Below are 17,278 nucleotides of genomic sequence, written 5' to 3' on the forward strand. Positions count from 1 at the left end.
TTCGGCGGAGGGGTGGCCTCTCGCTCGCGGGTGCAGGAGGAGACGGACGTCACTGCCCTGAGCGAGTGGCCAGCACCCGCACATCGGTCGCGACCTCGCGCCATGCCGATCCCCCGTGGGCGAGGAGGGAGCCGTCGGCGGAGAGCACGCGGACCCCGGAGGCGGTCCGAGCCCCCGAGAGCGAGGTCGCGCCGGCCGGGGCGGCTTCCGCCGTCGCCGTCCCTCCGACGACTTGAGTGAGCAGGTCGGGACTCGACGAGTCCGCGAGCACAGCCAGGCGGTAGTCGCCGATCCACACCAGGCCCTGCACGTCTCCGTCGATGCGGGTCTGCTGCTTCATCGGGCCGAGTTCGGTCGGCAGGCCGTTCTCGTCCCGCACGATCGCGGCCACCACGACCCAGCGTTGGCTGCCGACCTCGATCACGGCGGCGATCCTCGCTCCGTCGGCCGACACACGCATCTGCAGAACGGCTGACGCGTCCGGCCAGGCGTTCGCCACGTCGTGCGGCACCGCATCGCTGCCCGCCGCGATCACGTCGGTGGGACTCGCCGACGGCACCGTCCAGGTGTATCCGTACGGATCGAGCGATGGGGCGATCAAGCCACCGCGGGCGTCGAGTTCGTCGAGGCGGCCATCGCCGACCCGATACACATGCCCGTCGGCGAGCTGCACCGCCGCCATGCCCGCATCCGCGGCCGCATCGATCGCGCTGATGGGCTGGGTGAGTGCCATGATCCCGTCGCTGACCCCGTCGATCGGTGAGATCTCATCGCCCACGAGGACGCCGAACGCGCTGTCGGTGAGAACGAGCGGTCCGGCCTCCTGCGGCGGCGAGACGACGCTCACGACGCCCGCATCGAGCGTGCGTCCGTCGACGGTGAACCTCACCTGCGACACGTTCACCCCCGCCGCGCGCAATGTCTCCTGCAGCTGCGTGCGCATGCGGGCGAGCGTCTGCGCGTCGAGGGCCACGGACGGGCGCGTCAGCGCGACTTCCGCCACCTGATTGGCGGTGATCGGCACGGCATCCTGCGCGAGCTGCACGTCGGCGGGGAAGGCCGTCTGCACGGCCGGCTCGAGCCACGAACTCGGCGACCCGCTGATCAGCGCCTGCACCACGGTCGTCGCGATACTCGTACGACGCGGGAACCAGCGCACGTCCGGCACGAGTCGCGACCACGTGCGGTCGAAGTACTGGAGCGGATACCCCTCGAACACCGTCGAGAAGCGTTCCTCGTCGATCACGATGCCGTCCGGCGCCTGCGAGATGCGCCATTCCCCCGCCTCGGTGCGCTCCAGGGCGAAGGCGAGGTTCGCCGGCCCCGCCGCCGAGGAGTACTCCCCCGAGGAATCCACACTCGCCACCTGGTCGAGCTGCACCTGCACGTCAGCGGCATCCGCATCCTCGATGTTCTCATCGAGGACCGACGAGGACACGGCCCGGTCCGCGGCGGAGGCGTCGACGGCTACCCCCGTACTCGGCCGCCACGATCGCTGCATGTCGGGGGTGAGGAACCGGCGGGCGATCTCCCAGTTCTCCGCGGGTGTGATCGCGGCCTCCATGAATCCTTCGACGATCTCCCGGGGTCCGGCCCCCGGCGCCGGGCCGGAGGCGAGCGGGAGGAAGTCCGCGTCGTCGGGCGACTCCCCGAGTTCGAGCCCCACGTTGACGTCGCCCGAGGTCGGCAGACCGGTGCACGCGGTGAGCAGGACCAGGCTCGCTGCGGCGAGCGCGATGCCCCGCAGGAGTCTCCGCATTCGGAAGGCACTCATTCGTCCTCACCCCCGAGCATCTCGCGTCGCACGTCCGTGAGTGAGAGCGGTTGCGTGGCGTCGCCGAGTTCGGCGAGGGAGTCCTGCGGTTCGACGGCCACGGGGCTCGGCCCGTCGAGCGTCGTGCCGTGGCGGGGAAGGGTGAGCACGAAGTTGGTCCCGATACCGAGCTCCGACCACACCGACAGTGCGCCCCCGTGCAGAGTGGCATCCCCCAGTGCGATCGACAGTCCCAGCCCGGTGCCGCCGATCGTCCTCTGACGCGACGGATCGGCGCGCCAGAAGCGGTCGAAGACGCGCTGGGCATCGGCCGGTTCCATCCCCAACCCGAAGTCGCGGACGCCGGCGGCGACCGCATGCTGATTGCTGTCGACCGTGATGACGACGGGGCGCCCCTCGCCATGCTCGATCGCGTTCCCGATCAGGTTGCGGAGGACGCGGCGTACTCGGCGCGGGTCCATGTCGACCGGGGAATATCCTCCGGGAGCGACGAGCCGCAGTTCGGTTCCGTGTCCCTCGGCGAGCGGACGCATCTGCTCGATGACGTCCTCGGCGACGTGCGCGAGACTCGTCGCCTCGAGCTCCAGCTGCACCGACCCGGCGTCGTAGCGGCTGATCTCGAGCAGGTCGGACAGCAGCGTCTCGAAGCGCTGCACCTGCGCGTGCATGAGTTCGGCGGCCCGCGCCGTGACCGGGTCGAAGTCCGCGCGCTGATCGTTGAGCATGTCGGCGGCGAGACGGATCGTCGTCAGCGGGGTACGCAGCTCGTGCGAGACGTCGGACACGAACCTCTGCTGCACCATCGACAGCTCCCCGAGCTCCTTGATCTGCGCTTCGATGCTGTCGGCCATCGCGTTGAACGACCGTCCGAGTGTCGCGAGTTCGTCCTCGCCGTGCACCTCCAGGCGCACGGCCAGGTCGCCGGAGGCGAGGCGCGCACTGGTCTCCGCCGCCTGGATGATCGGCGTCGACACCGTGCGGAGGACGATCCAGGAGATGGCTGCCACGATGGCGACGAGCCCGATCCCGGCGATCCAGAGGGTGCGCTGCACGAACACCAGGGTCTGATCGGCATCCGAGAGGTCGTACGCGAAGTAGATCTCGAAGGGACCCGCCTCGGGAACGACGACCTGCTGCCCGACGATGATCCCTGGCACCTCTCCCCCGCCTTCGACGGGGAGGGCGACCGACTGCCAGGCCTGGCGGTCGTCGAACTCGACGACGCGCGCACGGAGGCCGTCACTGAGCAGGCTCGCGCTCAGACCGGCCGTGAAGCCGTTGAGGCGCACGCCGTTCGCATCGGCGTCCACACGGATGCCGGTGAGCTGATCGGCATTCGAGTTCTGGGCGAATCCGGCCTGGATCGTGTTCCACAGATCGGCGAGGGCCGCCGGGTCGTCTCCGACCTCGGCGACGTCGAGCGTGCTCTGGGCGACGTCGACCGCACGACGGGCGTCTTCGAGCGCCTGGTTCTTCTGCGAGACGAAGAGGTCGTTCTGGATCACGAGCGCCATCGTGACGCAGGTGATGAGGATCGCGAGCGAGGTCGCGAGCAGGGTCACCGCGAGGGTGCGGAATCGCAGCGATCGCCGCCAGAGGGAAGCCAGAACCGTCGGCCATCCGCGCCAGTCGCGCAGGACGGCGACCGCCGTGGTGGTCGCTGTCGTCACGGCCATGGGCGTGTCAGACAGCGCTCCCGGCGCGATAGCCGACGCCGCGGACCGTCATCACGATCCGGGGGTTGTCGGGGTCGAGCTCGACCTTCGCGCGCAGTCGCTGCACGTGCACGTTCACGAGACGCGTGTCGGCCTTGTAGTGGTACCCCCACACCTGCTCGAGCAGCATCTCGCGGGAGAACACCTGCTGCGGCTTCGAGGCGAGAGCGACGAGCAGCTGGAACTCGAGAGGGGTGAGGGCGATCGGCGCCGTGCCGCGGCGCACCTCATGCGCATCGACGTCGACGGTCAGATCTCCGACGCGGAGCTGCTCGCTGGTCGTCTGCGGCACGGGCCGGAGCCGCGTGCGGATGCGCGCGACCAGCTCCTTCGGATTGAACGGCTTGACCATGTAGTCGTCGGCGCCGACCTCGAGACCCCGCACGACGTCGGCGGTGTCGGTGCGCGCCGTCAGCATGATGACGGGCACGCCGGACTCGGCGCGGATACGCGTGCAGATCTCGATCCCGTCCATTCCGGGGAGCATCAGATCGAGGAGGACGAGATCCGGGCGCTGTGCACGCCACTCGTCGACGGCACGTGCTCCGTCGGCGCAGAACACGGGTTCGAATCCTTCGGTGCGCAGCACGATGCCGATCATCTCGGCGAGCGCGGTGTCGTCATCGACCACAAGGATGCGTGAGGTCATAACTGTTACCTTATGGCACTCGGTCTCACGTTCCCCAGGCCTGCGCGCCAACACCGGGGATATGGCACGATGGAGGCGCACGACGGAGGGAAGTGCTGTGAGCGCCCAGACCTGGACCCCTGCCCGGAAGAAGGGCGTCATCCCCCTGCACCCGATGACGTTCGGAATGCTGCTCGGGAAGTCGTTCGCCGCGCTGCGGCACAACCCCAAGGTGCTGTTCGGCTTCGCCGTCGTTCTGCAGCTCGTGATTCTGGTGCTCGCGGCGCTCGTGATGGGGCTCGTACTCTTCACGACCTTCTCCCGGCTCGAGACCGTGTCGACCGCGAGTCCCGACTTCGAGGCCGTCGCGGCGGGCACCATCGCGATCAACGTCGTCGCGGGCATCCTGGTCGGACTCGCCTCGATCGCCGTCACCGCCATCATGCAGGGCGTGATCGCCGCCGACGTCAGCTATGCCACGATCGGCAGGAAGGCCACACTGCGGATGCTGTGGCGCCGGATGGCACCCGCCTTCTGGCGTCTCGCGGCCTACTCCGCACTCGTGATCGTCGCGGTCTTCGGACTCCTCATCGTGGTCGCGCTCATCCTGTTCGGCATCATCGCCGGTGGCATCGCCGGCGGGATGGGAACCTCCCCCGAAACCGTCGGTCTCATCGTGCTGATCGTGGTCGTCTTCTTCCTCGCCTGCATTCCGCTCTACGTCTGGCTCAGCACGAAGCTGATGCTCGTGCCCTCGATCCTCGTCTTCGAACGCGCACGGCTCAAGGACGCGATCGTGCGGTCCTGGCGGCTGATCCGCGGCCGCTTCTGGGTCGCTTTCGGCGTGAGCTTCCTCATCAGCTTCATCATGGGCATCGCGATGAACGTGGTGGCGGTGCCCGCGCAGCTGTTCGCGCAGATGTTCGGAGCGGTGCTCGTGCCGACCGGAGACCCCGAGCCCAGCGCGATCATCGGCATGATCCTCCTGATCCTCGCCCCGCAGATCCTCACCCTCGTCCTCCAGGCGATCACTCTGGTCGTGCAGAGCACGAGTGCGGCTCTCATCTACCTCGACTCCCGCATGCGCTACGAGGGGCTCGACCAGACCCTCGTCTCCTACGTCGAGCGCAGCGACATGGGGTGGACCGAGGAACAGCTCGGCGACCCCTACGCGGTCGACCCGACGCGGGCCGTCTCGAGCGCGCCGCCGCCCAAGGCCGTCCCCGACTACGTCCTCCTGTCGCAGTCGTACGCGTACCCCGCACCCTCCGGCATGCCGCAGCAGCCCGGGTATCCGGCGCCGTACGGATACGCGCAGCAGCAGCAGCAGCAGACGCGGGCGTACCACCCGCCGCAGCCCCAGCCGTTCGGGTACGCACCCGCACCGCAGCCCTCCGGCGCACCGCCCGCTCCCCCCGCGTACACCGCACCGCCCGCTCCCCCGGCACCGCCCGCGGCACCGCCCGCAGCGGCACCGTGGACCGCCCCGGGCGACGGTGATCCCCGGGCATGATCCGACCGTTCGACGACCTGTTCGTCCCGGACGGCGACGACGCGCGCCGCTGGGCCGAAGAAGAGTTGAGCAATCCGCGCTATGCCGATGCCGAACCCTCGTGGTTCGACTATCTTGCACGCGACATCGGCCGATTCATCGGCAACCTCTTCAGCTCCGACAACGGCGCGGCCGTCGGGCCATCCGCCCTCATCATCGTCTGCATCCTGATCGGTGCCGCGCTGATCGTCGCGCTGATCGTCTGGGGGCGCCCGCGACGCTCGCGCTCCGTCGCCCGGGCTCGCACCGACCTCCTCGGTGTCGACGACGACCGCTCGGCGGCGCAGTTGCGCGCAGAGGCGGAACGCAGCGCCCGCGCCGAGGACTGGGATGCCGCCACCGTCTTGAGGTTCCGCGCGATCGCCCGCGACCTGCTCGAGCGCGACCTCATCGACCCCGCTCCGGGAGCCACCGCCCAGGCCATCGCCCGCGAAGCCAGCGCGGTGTTCGCCGACGAGTCCGTACCGATGCGCAGCGCCGCAACCGCATTCGATGACGTCCGCTATCTGCGCCACCCCGCGACGCCCGAGTCCTACGCCGCCCTGGCCGCCACCGACGAGCGTCTGCGGTCCCGCCGGCCGGCGGTGGTGACCGCATGACCGTCGCCGAGGAGCGAAGCGACGCGCCGGTCACTGTAGAACCGATGAGACGACTGCGCTCGGTCATCGGCTGGGTGATCGTCGCCGCACTCGTCGTCGGTGTGGCGTGGGTGGGGCTCCAGATCGCCGCGACTGCTCCGAGTGACCGCCGCTCTCTCGATCCCGAAGGGCGAGGCGACTCGGGCGCGCTGGCGCTCGCCGAGATCCTGCGGGATCAGGGTGTCGAGGTCGATGTGTATCGCTCGCGCGTCGATGCGCGCGCCGCCCTGGACGAGAACACGACGCTCGTCATGACCAATCCGTACACACTCAGCGATGAGGGCCTCGCCGAACTGATGGAGCCCGCCGATCGTGTCGTCTTCCTCTCGGTGGGAGCGCACCTGCTCGACGACCTCGATCTCGGTACCTATTCGTCGGCTCCGCTCGCCGAGGTCGACGCGCAGTGCACTGCCGGGGAGTTCGCCGAGGTCGGCACGATCGAGCCCGATCGGCTGATGACACCGGCGCCGGGCGTGGAGTGGTGCTTCGGCGATCGCGAGGGAGCGGCCCTGCTCATCGCCGACGACGCCGGTCGCCGGACCTCCATCGTCGACGGTTCCCGCCTGTTCAGCAACGCCTATCTCGCCGAGAACGGGAATGCGGCGCTCGCGCTCGCGCTGCTGGGCCAGACCGATCGCGTGGCCTGGTACGTTCCTTCGCTCGCGGATTCCGATATCGAGGGGACTTCGCCGGACACCTTGGGGACGCTGACACCGCCGTGGGTGACCCCGGCGATCCTCCTCCTGGTGCTCTCCGGGGTCGCCGCTGCCCTCTGGCGCGGCCGGCGGTTCGGTCCGCTGGTGGCGGAGACGCTGCCGGTCACGGTTCGCGCTTCCGAGACGATGCACGGTCGCGCACGTCTGACGGCGAAGGCGGCGGATGCCCCGCACGCGGCGCTCGCGATCCGCGACGGCGCGCAACGGCGCCTGGCCCGACGGCTCGGTCTGACGGCACGGGCGACGTCCGACGAGGTCGCCGATGCGGCATCCGATCGTCTGCGCATTCCCCGGGGCACCCTCCAGGCTCTACTCGCCGGGCCGTTGCCCTCCGACGATGCAGCACTCGTCGAACTCGCCCGACGACTCGCCGACCTCGAGGACGCCGTCGAGAAGACCCATCGAACCGCCCGAGCGACGGGCGAGCCATCCCCACACACTCCATCCACGACGGAAGCCGAGGACACCCGTGACCGCTGAGTACAATCCCGCCGACGACACCGCCCTGCGCGGGGCGATGCACCGCGTCCGCAGCGAGGTCGACAAGGCCGTGGTCGGTCAGGCCGGCACGGTGACCGGCCTGCTGGTGTCACTGCTCGCCCGGGGGCACGTACTGCTCGAGGGCGTTCCGGGTGTGGCGAAGACCCTGGTCGTGCGCTCCTTCGCCCGGGCACTGGGCCTCGACACCAAGCGCGTGCAGTTCACCCCCGACCTCATGCCCGGTGACGTGACCGGATCGCTCGTGTACGACGCGCGCACGGGCGAGTTCGACTTCCGCGCCGGCCCGGTGTTCACGAACATCCTGCTGGCGGACGAGATCAACCGAACGCCCCCGAAGACGCAGGCGGCGCTGCTCGAGGCGATGGAGGAGCGGCAGGTGTCGGCCGACGGCACGAGCCGCGCCCTCCCCGATCCGTTCCTCGTCGCGGCGACCCAGAACCCCATCGAGCACGAGGGCACGTACTCGCTGCCCGAGGCTCAACTCGACCGGTTCCTCATGAAGCTCGTGGTCGGCATGCCCGAACGCGACGCGGAGGTGTCGGTGCTGCGTAAGCACGCCGCCGGCTTCTCGCCGCGCGAGCTCACCGGCATCGAAGCGGTCGTGACCGCGGACGAGATCCGCGCTGCCCAGGCCGCCGCCGGACGTGTCGAGGTGACGGACGACGTGCTCGGCTATGTCGTCGACCTCGCCCGCGCCACACGCCAGACCCCGTCGGTCGAGCTGGGGGCGAGCCCGCGCGCTTCGACCGGCCTCCTCGCGGCCGCGAAGGCCTGGGCCTGGCTCAACGGCTCGACGGCGGTCACGCCCGACCACGTGCAGACGATGCTCGTACCGGTCTGGCGTCACCGTCTGCAGCTGCGCCCGGACGCACAGATGGAGGGCGTCTCGGCGGATGCCGTACTGACCTCCGTGGTGCAGCAGACCCGGGTGCCGATCTAAGTGTTCGTCACGGGTCGCCTCGCGCTCGCCGTGGCCGTCGGCGTCGTGCCAGTGGTCATCGCCGGGCTCGGAGGATTTCCGCCCTACGCGGTGCTCGGTGCGTGGGTCGGCCTGTGCGTCGCTCTGGTCGCTCTCGACGTCGCTCTCGCTGCGAGCCCGCGGTCGGTGACCGTGAGCCGGCGCGTTCCGGCCCGCGCACGACTGGGCGAGGCGGTGCCGGTCAGCGTCGCCGTTCACAATCACGGCTCCCGCGAACTGCACGCGCTCCTCCGCGACGCCTGGCAGCCGACGGCCGGAGCGGGATCCGCACGGCAGACCCTCGATATCCCGAGCGGCGAGCGGCGTCGCGTCGACATCCCGCTCCTCCCCCGCCGCCGAGGCGAACTGGTGAGCGAATTCGTGGTGATCCGTTCCCGCGGCCCCCTCGGTCTCGCCGGACGGCAGGCCGTCCACCGCGTGCGGGGAGCGATCCGAGTGCTCCCCGCCTTCTCGTCCCGCAAGCACCTCCCCTCACGTCTCGCCCGGCTGCGCGAGCTCGACGGCAACACGAGCATCCAGGTGCGCGGTCAGGGCACCGAGTTCGACTCGCTGCGCGAGTACGTGCGCGGCGACGACGTGCGATCGATCGACTGGCGGGCGACTGCCCGCGCCGGCACCACCATGCTGCGCACCTGGCGACCGGAGCGCGATCGGCACGTCGTCATCATCATCGACACCGGACGCACCGCGGCAGCCCGCGTGGGCGACGGAACACGAGCGGATGCCGCGCTCGAGGCCGCACTCCTCCTCGCGGCTCTCGCGGCACGCGCGGGCGACCACGTGCACCTGCTGATGTACGACCGCGTCGTCCGGGCACGGGTGACCGGTGTCGAGGGCAATGCTCTCCTGCCCGCGCTGACCGACGCCATGGCCCCGGTGCACGCGCGCCTCGTCGACACCGACTGGCACGGCGCGTTCGCAGCCGTGCGCACGCTGACGACTCGCCCCTCGCTCATCGTCGTACTCACCGCGCAGGACGCCGCGGAATCGGCGCGAGGCTTCCTCGGCGCTTTTCCGGATGCCTCGCGGGCGACGTCGATCCTGGTGGGGTCCGTCACCGACGAGTCGATCGTCGAGCTGGCCCAGCAGCGCGGTTCGCGCGAGGATGTCTACCTCGCCGCGGCCGCCGAGCGCACTCTGCGCGACGCCGAGAATGTGGCGGACGCGATCCGCCGAGCGGGCGGCGAAGCGATCTCCGCTGACCCCGAGGATCTCCCGCCGCGGATCGCCGACCGCTATCTCGAGCTCAAGGCTGCAGGCCGGCTCTGAGCGCTCCGGTCACCCCGCGAGAAGTCGTGGGGTGCCCGCCTCGTACTCGACGAGATCACCCGTCTCGCCGCGGCGATACGCGCGTCGACCGACGACGAGCATGTAGATCAGGAATACGGCCAACGCCGACGCGCCGATGCCGATCTTGAGCGGCCACGGCAGAGCCCACCCCGTCACGAAGCCCTCGACGAGGCCGGCGAGGAACATCGCGAAAATGAGGCCGAGCGAAACCGTTGCGAGAGCTCTGCCCTCCTGCGCGAGCGATTCCGAGCGTGATCGGTGCCCCGGTGCCACCCACGACCAAAACAGTCGTAGCCCGCCGGCAGCCGCGACGAACAGGCACGTCATCTCCAGCATCCCGTGCGGCAGGACGTACAGCACCATGATGTCGGCCTTGTCGTAGGCGGCCATGATCGCGCCGGCTTGCCCGATCGCCATAGCGTTCGTGACGATCATGTACACGGGGTAGATCCCGGTCACCCCGAAGATGACGCAGAGCATTGCCAGCCACGCGTTGTTCGACCACACCATGCCCATGAATACCGCGGCGGGATTCTCTGTGTAGTAGCCGGTGAAGCTCTCGTCTGCGTACTGCTCGAGAGCAGCGGGTGGGCCGAGCGTCGCCACGAGCGCCGGGTCACTCGCGATCCAGGCGGCGGTTCCGATCGCGATCGCGAGGAACACGACGGCGATCGCCAATGTGAGCCACCGCAGACGGTAGAGCGCCGCGGGGAACTGCCGAGCGAAGAATCGCGAGGACTGGGTGAGGACGCTGTCGGATGCCCCAGTGAGCCGCATGCGAGCGCGAACGAGGATCGTCGACAGGTAGTTACCCTGCGGCGAGTCGCCGACCGATGTCTTGAGCTCCGCGAGATCCGCCGACGCGGCGCGATAACGCACGATGAGTTCGTCGACCCCGGCCCCGTCCAGCCGCGAAGTGCTGAGCTCATCCAGTCGCGCCCACTCGGCGCGGCGTGCATCGGTCAACGCATCGGCATCCACCTGATTTACTGTACTCATGTCCGCGCCGATCGATACGACCGACGAGATGCTCTCCGGGGAAGCCGTCGCCATCGACGTCCAGCCGGTCGGGTTCCTCCTGCGTTCGCTCGGGGCGCTCATCGACATGCTGCTCGGCTACGGGGTCTTCATCCTGTGGCTGTTCCTCCGCGTCTGGCTGCTCGACGCCGGCATTCTCACCGAAGCGACCGACCGGATCGCGACCATCGCCTCTCTCGCGGTGAGCTTTCTCGTGCTGCCCCTGAGCGTGGAGATGTTGACGAAGGGCCGCAGCCTCGGCAAGCTGGCCGTCGGCGGGCGCATCGTCCGCCTCGACGGCGGGGCGACGGGGTTCCGGCACGCGTTCATCCGCGCGCTTCTGGGTGTGCTCGAGATCTATATGACCTTCGGCGGCCTCGCCGTGCTCTCGGGCGCCCTCACCGCGCGATCCCAGCGCCTGGGAGATCTCGTCGCGGGCACGTTCAGCCAGCGCGTGCGCACACCCGTTCTCGTCGAGAACGTCCCGGTGATGCCCGGTGAGCTGATCGGCTGGTCGCAGATCGCCGACGTCGCACGTCTGCCCGACCGCCTCGCCCGGCGCATCTCGCAGTTCCTCGCCTCGGCGCACCAGCTCGTGCCCGGGGCTCGCGCGCGCGTCGCGCAGGAGCTGCTCGCCGAGGCATCCGCCTTCGTCTCTCCCTTGCCCCCGGCGACACCGGAGCGAGCGCTGGTCGCGATCACGGCCATCCGGCGTGAACGCGAGCGGCGCGCCCTCACCACTTCGGATGCCCGCGCCGAGCGGCTCACCGGGCGGCGCGTCGGGGTCTGACGCTCAGGCGCGCAACGCTTCGTGGCGCACGACGATCCACCCTGCGGGCACCGACAAGCGGTCGGCGTGCTGCGCGCACAGATCGTGCGCATGCGGGTGACGTTCGAGCCCGAGGGGGCCGAGCGCGGCCATCTGATCGCCGTAGTCGTACGTGAGCGTAGCCACCGCTTCTCGCGCGCAGCACACCTTCGAGCAGAGTCGTCCGTCCATCCGTGCCAGGCTACGGTTCGGAGCGCGTCGAAGACGGATGCCGCGCCGTCCGACGCCGCACACGGCCTAGACTTTCGTCATGCCCCGTCGACGTGCCACCCGCTCCCCCGAAACGCCGCGACGCGGCGCGCGGCACGGACGACACGGCCGGCTCGGGCGCAGCGAGGTCGTGAGGCCTCCTCTGGCTCCGCTCGACGGACGCCTCGACCGGTTCGACCTCTCGGTGGGGACCGCCGTCGAGTTCCTCCGCGGGACGTGGCCGGAGTTGCAGGACGTGCGATTCGAGATCGGCGCAATGCCCGGGTTCGAGGCAGGCGACGAGGTGCCGCGCTGGCACCTCGACCGCGATCACGCGCGCATCGTCCTCTTCCGCCTGCCCATCGAGCGTCTACTCCCTCCCGGACACGACGACAACGCGCACCGACGGATGGCGATCGAGAGCGCCGTGTTCCGCGCAGCGGCCGAGTACGTCGGCCGCGAGCCGTGGGATCTCGGCCACGACCACTGACGCGAAGGCACCGACCCGTTTAGGGGTAGACCGTTATGCTCTTCTCCGCGCCCGCGCTCGGCTGCAGAGGCCACGTCGCGAGTGCTCCCGCCCCGGACATGCTCATCGCCCCGCGAACCGCGTCGGAGGTGTTGAGTCGATAGACCGTATCGCCGTTGACCGTCGCCGCCACCGAGCTGCCTGCCGGAACGACGACCTCACGGGAGTTCCCGTTGCCGAGGTTCTCGAGGGTGACGGTCGCGTCGGCACCGTCCTCGTTGACGAGGTACAACGTCGGTCGGGGCCCGTCCGGCACGGCGAAAACGGCATCCGTTCCGATCTCCGGGGCCGGCGTCATCCACGAGAAGTCCGCCCCCTTGCCGAATCCGTTCTGCTGTCGGACACCCGCGACCACCGGGGTGTCGGCCTCGATCGACACCGAATAGGACCCGGGTTCGAGCGCACTGAGCGACGCCTCCGCCGGCGTATCGGCCACGAGATCCACCGAGAACTCCTCGACGACCTCGGGTGAACCGACAGCACGCACCGTCACGACGGCTTGCCCGTCTTCTCCGGCCGAGAGCATCCGGAGCACCGTCATGTCGGCGTTGTCCCCGTCACCATCGAACGATTGGACACCGACGATCACAGGATGCCGCTGCGGCCCGGCGACGGCCTCCTGCAGGTCGATGCCCGCCGGGTCGAGCGTGCGCACGAAAGATGACTGCAGAACGGCTCGTACGGGCGCTCCCTCGGCCGTCACCTTCACGACGGGGGCCGTGTCGCCGGCGGCGATCGAGCTCAGTGGAAGTGCGACCTGTGTCAGGGCCGGGATGACCACCGTGCGATTGCTCCGCGACTCGCCGTACGTCGACAGGGTGACGGTCGAGGTCACTGCCGCGGCGTTCGTCAGGGTCACGATGTCCTTCGTGCCGGTGGCGACGCTGCCGCCCACCAGCCAGGATTCCAGCCGGCTCTCTCCGCACGGCACCGCGGCGAAGCCCGCGAGGTCCGTCGCCGACACCGCGATCGACTCGGTCGCCGCGATGAGCGGCGCGGACCGATCGACGACCTCTCCGGTGAATCGGTCGACCTCGCTGCCGCCGATGAGATCCGGCGCGGCGATCGGTGCGGATGCAGGGACCCCTCCCGTACCGTTCACGGTCACCGAGGGGGTTCCCGCCGAGCGCATGCTCAGCGGATCCGACGAATCTCGCCCGATCGCTCGGAAATCACCGTTGCACACGAGCACCGGAGCGCCGGGGATGGGGGTGACCTGCACCTGTGCGGGTTCGTGCGCGACCTCGGGCCACGGGGCGTGGATCGCCGTGACGACGCCGGCGACGCACGCGACCGCGACGACGGCTCCGACGGCGACGCGCGCGCCGGTGGCGACCACTCGGAAGACTCGCGTGCGGCTCATCGGTCCTGCTCCTCGGGCTCGGGATCCCCGCTGGGATCGCCGTCGACGTCATCGTCGATGGCGGCGTCCTTCGCGAGCGTTTCGGCGTCGGACTCCCGCGCGTCGGCGTCGGGACCCCCTGAGTGCTCCTCGAGCGCGGCGATGTCGTCGTCGGTCATCGGGGCCTCATCGAGCGCATCGGCGGGCGTCTCTCCGACGATGGCGGCCTCCGCCAGTTCGTCCACCCCTCCCGGTTCGACGATCGAGGCCTCCGCGAGCTCCTCCCGATGGCGGGGAAGCACGAGCGGTTCGCCGGGTGCGCGCCCCACGATGCGGGACTGCGCACGTGCCGCACGTCGTGACGCACGGGTCGGCAGGGCGAGGAGCAGGGCGGCGAACAGGAAGATCAGCTGCAGAGTGACGACGAGTCGCGCCTGGTGCTCCTGCGCGCTCGTGAGCGTCGCAGGGGCGGCGATATCGGTGTCCACCCGCCAGAGCACTCCGCGATCCGTGGTGCCGGCGTGAACGAAGCCGGCCCGCTGATCGATCGCCGTGATCGCCGACGTCCGCATCGAGCGCGCCTGGTCGGCCTCGTCTCCCGACACCTGCGCGACGAGGACATAGCTGATCCCGTGAGCGGCGAGCTCCCCGGGAGCATCGAAATCGCGTGCCGAGAGCAGGTCGACCGAGAGCGCTGCGATATCGGTGCCCCGCGGGTGCTCCGCCGTCGAGAGCAGCGTGGTCTGCGCCCCCAGGGTCTCACTCGCCCCCCACACCACTTCGGCGGCGAGTCCACCGTCGTTCTGCGGCGTGAGTACCAGGGTGCTGATCTGTCGATCCTCGGCCGCCTGAGCCGCCACGTACGCGGGAAGCGTCGAATCGGGCCCGTTGCGCAGAGCGGACGCGTCGAGATGGAGAGCCGTGAGAGCCGGCACCGCTCCGACGACCAGAGCCACCGCGGCGATGCCGGTCACTGCTGTGCGCAGTCGAGGCAGCGTGACAGCGGTGTCGAGGGTGACGACCGCGCCACCGACGATACCGATCCACGCGAGCGAGAGTCCGGCACCCGGCCAGATGGCGACCGGAGCGCCCTGCGCGAAGCTGACCGCGACGCCCACGGCCAGGAACGCGGTGGCGAAGCCGGCGAGCGCCACGACGAGCAGGGTGATCCCCGCACGCCAACGCGGCGCGACGGTCGCACCGAGTGCGAGGAGGGCGAGAGGCGCACTGAACACGGCCGCCCAGGCACCGAGCGGCGCGATCTGGAAAGCCGCCCACCCCGCGGCATCCGCGGTGGGATACCCCGTCGCGAGGGCGAGGCGCCCTGCGGCATCCGCCGCCGCCTGCGGGCCAGCCCAGATCGCCCCGGGATCGGCCAGGAGCGCGACGAGCGATCCGTCGATGAGGTGCGCGTATGCGAGCGGCGCGAAGATCACGAGAGTCGGGATCGGAGTCCAGAGCAGACGGACTGCGCCGCGGAACTGGGCCGTTCCCAGGGCGATCCCGAGCCCGATGACCCACAGCACGAGAAGCGCGGGGACGAGAGACGGGGAGCATGCGGCCACGGCCGCGAAGAACAGCGACGCAGCGCCCGCCGCCCCCCACGACCGATGGGCGACGACCGCCGCATGGAACAGCCAGGGCAGGAGGAGATGCACGAGGACGCCGGTCGGGCGGCCGTCGACGAGCGCGGTGAGGAACGTCGGTGCCAGAGCCCATGCGACTCCGGCGAAGATGCGGAGCCCCGCGCGATCCGTCACCCGCGTCGCGGCGAACCAACCGCCGAGGACGGCGAGGGGCAGCGCGAGCACCCACAGGAGCACGAGGGAGAAGGACGGCGATCCCGGCCAGAGCGAGCCGAGAACGGCCACCACGCCGGCGAAGGGGTCGGCCGGGCCGACGACGTCGAGGCCGAGTCCTCGGACTCCCCACATCGCGTCCTGCCAGAGCCCCGCGACGGTCTGCCGCAGCGGGAGAAGCGCCCCACCGCCGAGCGAGGGCCAGGCAAGCAGAGAGGTGAAGGACGCGACGCTCACGGCGAGCGCGGCCAACACGGCCCATGCCCCGCCGCCGCCGAAGAAGTGCAGTTCGCTGACGGCGCCGCCTTCGCTGCCATGGCCGTCGTCGAGACGACGGCGGAGCTGCGAGCCGGTCACGCGCAGGGGCGAGATGCTCGCCCACGACGACGTGCGGAACGATCGGATGGCGGCACGCGATCGGGCGAGCGCCCCGAATCGGAGCATCGCCACCACGGCGGCCCCGAACTCGGGGAAGACCTCCTCGGGACGCTTGCCGACGAGGTGCGCGACCGAGCGCCACAGCGCGAGCGGCAGGAGGGCGATCCAGTGCAGGGGCACAGCGACCGCGGGCGCATAGGCGAGGCGACGATGCAGCTGGGCGAGACGGGTCACGTACGCACGCCGGGAGCGGCCGCGCGGGAGCGATGCCGGGCCGTCGGGCGAGACCGAGATCCGCGCGGTCGGGGCGAGGACCACGCGTCCTCCCCCGAGTCGAGCACGCACGCCCAGATCGAGGCCTTCATCGGCTCCGGCCAGCGCCGGATCGGGGCGGAGTGCGTCGCGCACCTCGCTGCGGATCAGCATGCCGCGGATGTCGGCCGCGAGAGCCTCATCGAGACCGTCGTGCTGACCCTGGTCGAGCTCGCCCGCCGAGAGCTCGACCGAACGGCCGAGGCTCGTCATGCTGACGCCGAGGGAGACGATCTCACGATCGTTGTCGGTGGCGACCAGCTTGGGCGCCGCGATCGCCGCCGATGGTGATCGCTCGAGCATCCCGACGAGGCGCTCCAGCGCACGAGGGTGGGGCGCGGTGTCGTGCGCGAGGAGCCAGACGGCGCTGTTCTCCGCGACGCGGGGACGTGCGAGTTCGACGGCCTCGGCGAACGACGTGGAGTGCCGAGCCTCGACGATGCCCTCGACCGTCTGCGCGACGGCCTCGCTGGCACGAGCCGATGCGGCGTCGCCGCAGATCACGAGGGTGACGGCTTCGACCGGTGCGGTCTGTGCTCTCAGCGCCTCGAGGGTGCGGAGCAGTTGCGCGCGGGCTGAGGAACCGGGGCGCGCGACGATGATGGCGTGAACACGGGCTGGCATGACATCGTCAGCCTAAGCGCGGTGCAACGCGGGAGAAGGCAGCCGGTGCGGCGCGCCCGCGAAGGTCCCGGTGGGAATCCATCCGGGAGACCGTCGATCGGCGGATGAGCCGCGGGTCAGCTGGCGCGGCGCTTGAGCTTGCGACGCTCGCGCTCGGAGAGGCCACCCCAGATACCGAATCGCTCGTCGTTGTTGAGCGCGTACTCGAGGCACTCTCCGCGCACGTCGCACGAGGTGCAGATGCGCTTGGCGTCTCGTGTCGAGCCGCCCTTCTCGGGGAAGAACGCCTCCGGGTCTGTCTGAGAGCACAGCGCGTCGGTCTGCCAGGCGAGAGCGTTGTCGTCGTCTGCCTCGACCTTTCGAACCCCGGGTACACCGAGGTTGACCGGGTCGACGAACCAGTTCTCCGGAACGTCGGATCGGTATCCCGTCATCTCGACCTCCAACCCCTCATCTGTCGCCCCCC

The 17,278-nt window shown here is 70.2% G+C and carries 15 protein-coding genes; 7 read left to right on the plus strand and 8 right to left on the minus strand.

Annotated features, from left to right (window positions below):
• Positions 1-49: 49 nt before the first annotated feature.
• From ACIPVN_RS04295 to mtrA, 3 genes are read right to left on the minus strand one after another with little or no spacing between them, the layout of a single operon-like run.
• Positions 50-1,774 (minus strand): LpqB family beta-propeller domain-containing protein, encoded by a 1,725-nt coding sequence (locus ACIPVN_RS04295; protein ID WP_400439905.1) that lies wholly within the window; start codon positions 1,772-1,774, stop codon positions 50-52.
• Positions 1,771-3,450, minus strand: a complete 1,680-nt coding sequence (gene mtrB / locus ACIPVN_RS04300) for an MtrAB system histidine kinase MtrB (RefSeq protein WP_400439908.1) — start codon at positions 3,448-3,450, stop codon at positions 1,771-1,773. The genes ACIPVN_RS04295 and mtrB overlap by 4 nt, the downstream gene beginning before the upstream one ends.
• A 7-nt stretch (positions 3,451-3,457) precedes the next feature.
• On the minus strand, positions 3,458-4,138 hold the full coding sequence (mtrA, locus tag ACIPVN_RS04305) for an MtrAB system response regulator MtrA (RefSeq protein WP_400439912.1): 681 nt from the start codon (positions 4,136-4,138) through the stop codon (positions 3,458-3,460).
• 97 nt (positions 4,139-4,235) lie between these two features.
• Here mtrA and ACIPVN_RS04310 point away from each other — a divergent pair, with 97 nt between their 5' ends.
• Genes ACIPVN_RS04310 through ACIPVN_RS04330 form a run of 5 tightly spaced genes read left to right on the plus strand, consistent with a single transcriptional unit; the run spans position 4,236 to position 9,772 of the window.
• Positions 4,236-5,630, plus strand: coding sequence for a hypothetical protein (locus ACIPVN_RS04310; RefSeq protein WP_400439915.1), 1,395 nt, complete (start codon positions 4,236-4,238; stop codon positions 5,628-5,630).
• Entirely contained in the window at positions 5,627-6,268 is a 642-nt protein-coding gene (locus tag ACIPVN_RS04315) for a DUF4129 domain-containing protein (RefSeq protein WP_400439918.1), read from the plus strand. Before ACIPVN_RS04310 ends, ACIPVN_RS04315 begins: the two co-directional genes overlap by 4 nt.
• A 44-nt stretch (positions 6,269-6,312) precedes the next feature.
• Complete coding sequence (locus ACIPVN_RS04320) at positions 6,313-7,503, plus strand: DUF4350 domain-containing protein (RefSeq protein WP_400439921.1); 1,191 nt, start codon at positions 6,313-6,315, stop codon at positions 7,501-7,503.
• Between the two features lie 37 nt (positions 7,504-7,540).
• Positions 7,541-8,464 carry an AAA family ATPase gene (locus ACIPVN_RS04325; protein ID WP_400443299.1) on the plus strand — a complete coding sequence of 308 codons (924 nt, stop codon included), beginning with the start codon at positions 7,541-7,543 and terminating at the stop codon, positions 8,462-8,464.
• Positions 8,465-9,772, plus strand: coding sequence for a DUF58 domain-containing protein (locus tag ACIPVN_RS04330; RefSeq protein WP_400439924.1), 1,308 nt, complete (start codon positions 8,465-8,467; stop codon positions 9,770-9,772).
• Positions 9,773-9,781: 9 nt separating this feature from the next.
• Here ACIPVN_RS04330 and ACIPVN_RS04335 read toward each other — a convergent pair whose 3' ends face one another.
• Positions 9,782-10,792: a stage II sporulation protein M gene (locus ACIPVN_RS04335; protein ID WP_400439927.1), complete on the minus strand. Its 1,011-nt coding sequence runs from the start codon at positions 10,790-10,792 to the stop codon at positions 9,782-9,784.
• On the opposite strand from ACIPVN_RS04335, the gene ACIPVN_RS04340 reads away from it, so the two are divergent.
• Positions 10,791-11,600 carry an RDD family protein gene (locus tag ACIPVN_RS04340; protein WP_400439930.1) on the plus strand — a complete coding sequence of 270 codons (810 nt, stop codon included), beginning with the start codon at positions 10,791-10,793 and terminating at the stop codon, positions 11,598-11,600. The two genes, ACIPVN_RS04335 and ACIPVN_RS04340, sit on opposite strands and share 2 nt — an antisense overlap.
• A gap of 3 nt (positions 11,601-11,603) precedes the next feature.
• Here the strand turns inward: ACIPVN_RS04340 and ACIPVN_RS04345 are convergent, their stop codons facing one another.
• Positions 11,604-11,810, minus strand: a complete 207-nt coding sequence (locus tag ACIPVN_RS04345; RefSeq protein ID WP_400439933.1) for a DUF3499 family protein — start codon at positions 11,808-11,810, stop codon at positions 11,604-11,606.
• Positions 11,811-11,889: 79 nt separating this feature from the next.
• On the opposite strand from ACIPVN_RS04345, the gene ACIPVN_RS04350 reads away from it, so the two are divergent.
• Positions 11,890-12,318, plus strand: a complete 429-nt coding sequence (locus tag ACIPVN_RS04350; protein WP_400439936.1) for a hypothetical protein — start codon at positions 11,890-11,892, stop codon at positions 12,316-12,318.
• Positions 12,319-12,337: 19 nt separating this feature from the next.
• Here the strand turns inward: ACIPVN_RS04350 and ACIPVN_RS04355 are convergent, their stop codons facing one another.
• From ACIPVN_RS04355 to ACIPVN_RS04365, 3 genes are all read right to left on the minus strand, one after another.
• Positions 12,338-13,720 carry a DUF5719 family protein gene (locus ACIPVN_RS04355; protein ID WP_400439939.1) on the minus strand — a complete coding sequence of 461 codons (1,383 nt, stop codon included), beginning with the start codon at positions 13,718-13,720 and terminating at the stop codon, positions 12,338-12,340.
• Positions 13,717-16,812: a glycosyltransferase gene (locus ACIPVN_RS04360; protein ID WP_400439942.1), complete on the minus strand. Its 3,096-nt coding sequence runs from the start codon at positions 16,810-16,812 to the stop codon at positions 13,717-13,719. Before ACIPVN_RS04360 ends, ACIPVN_RS04355 begins: the two co-directional genes overlap by 4 nt.
• Positions 16,813-16,928: 116 nt before the next feature.
• Entirely contained in the window at positions 16,929-17,246 is a 318-nt protein-coding gene (locus ACIPVN_RS04365; RefSeq protein ID WP_247622876.1) for a WhiB family transcriptional regulator, read from the minus strand.
• Positions 17,247-17,278 lie beyond the last annotated feature (32 nt).

The sequence above is a fragment of the Microbacterium sp. NPDC090003 genome (genome assembly GCF_044748385.1).
In the GTDB taxonomy this organism is placed as follows: Bacteria; Actinomycetota; Actinomycetes; order Actinomycetales; family Microbacteriaceae; genus Microbacterium.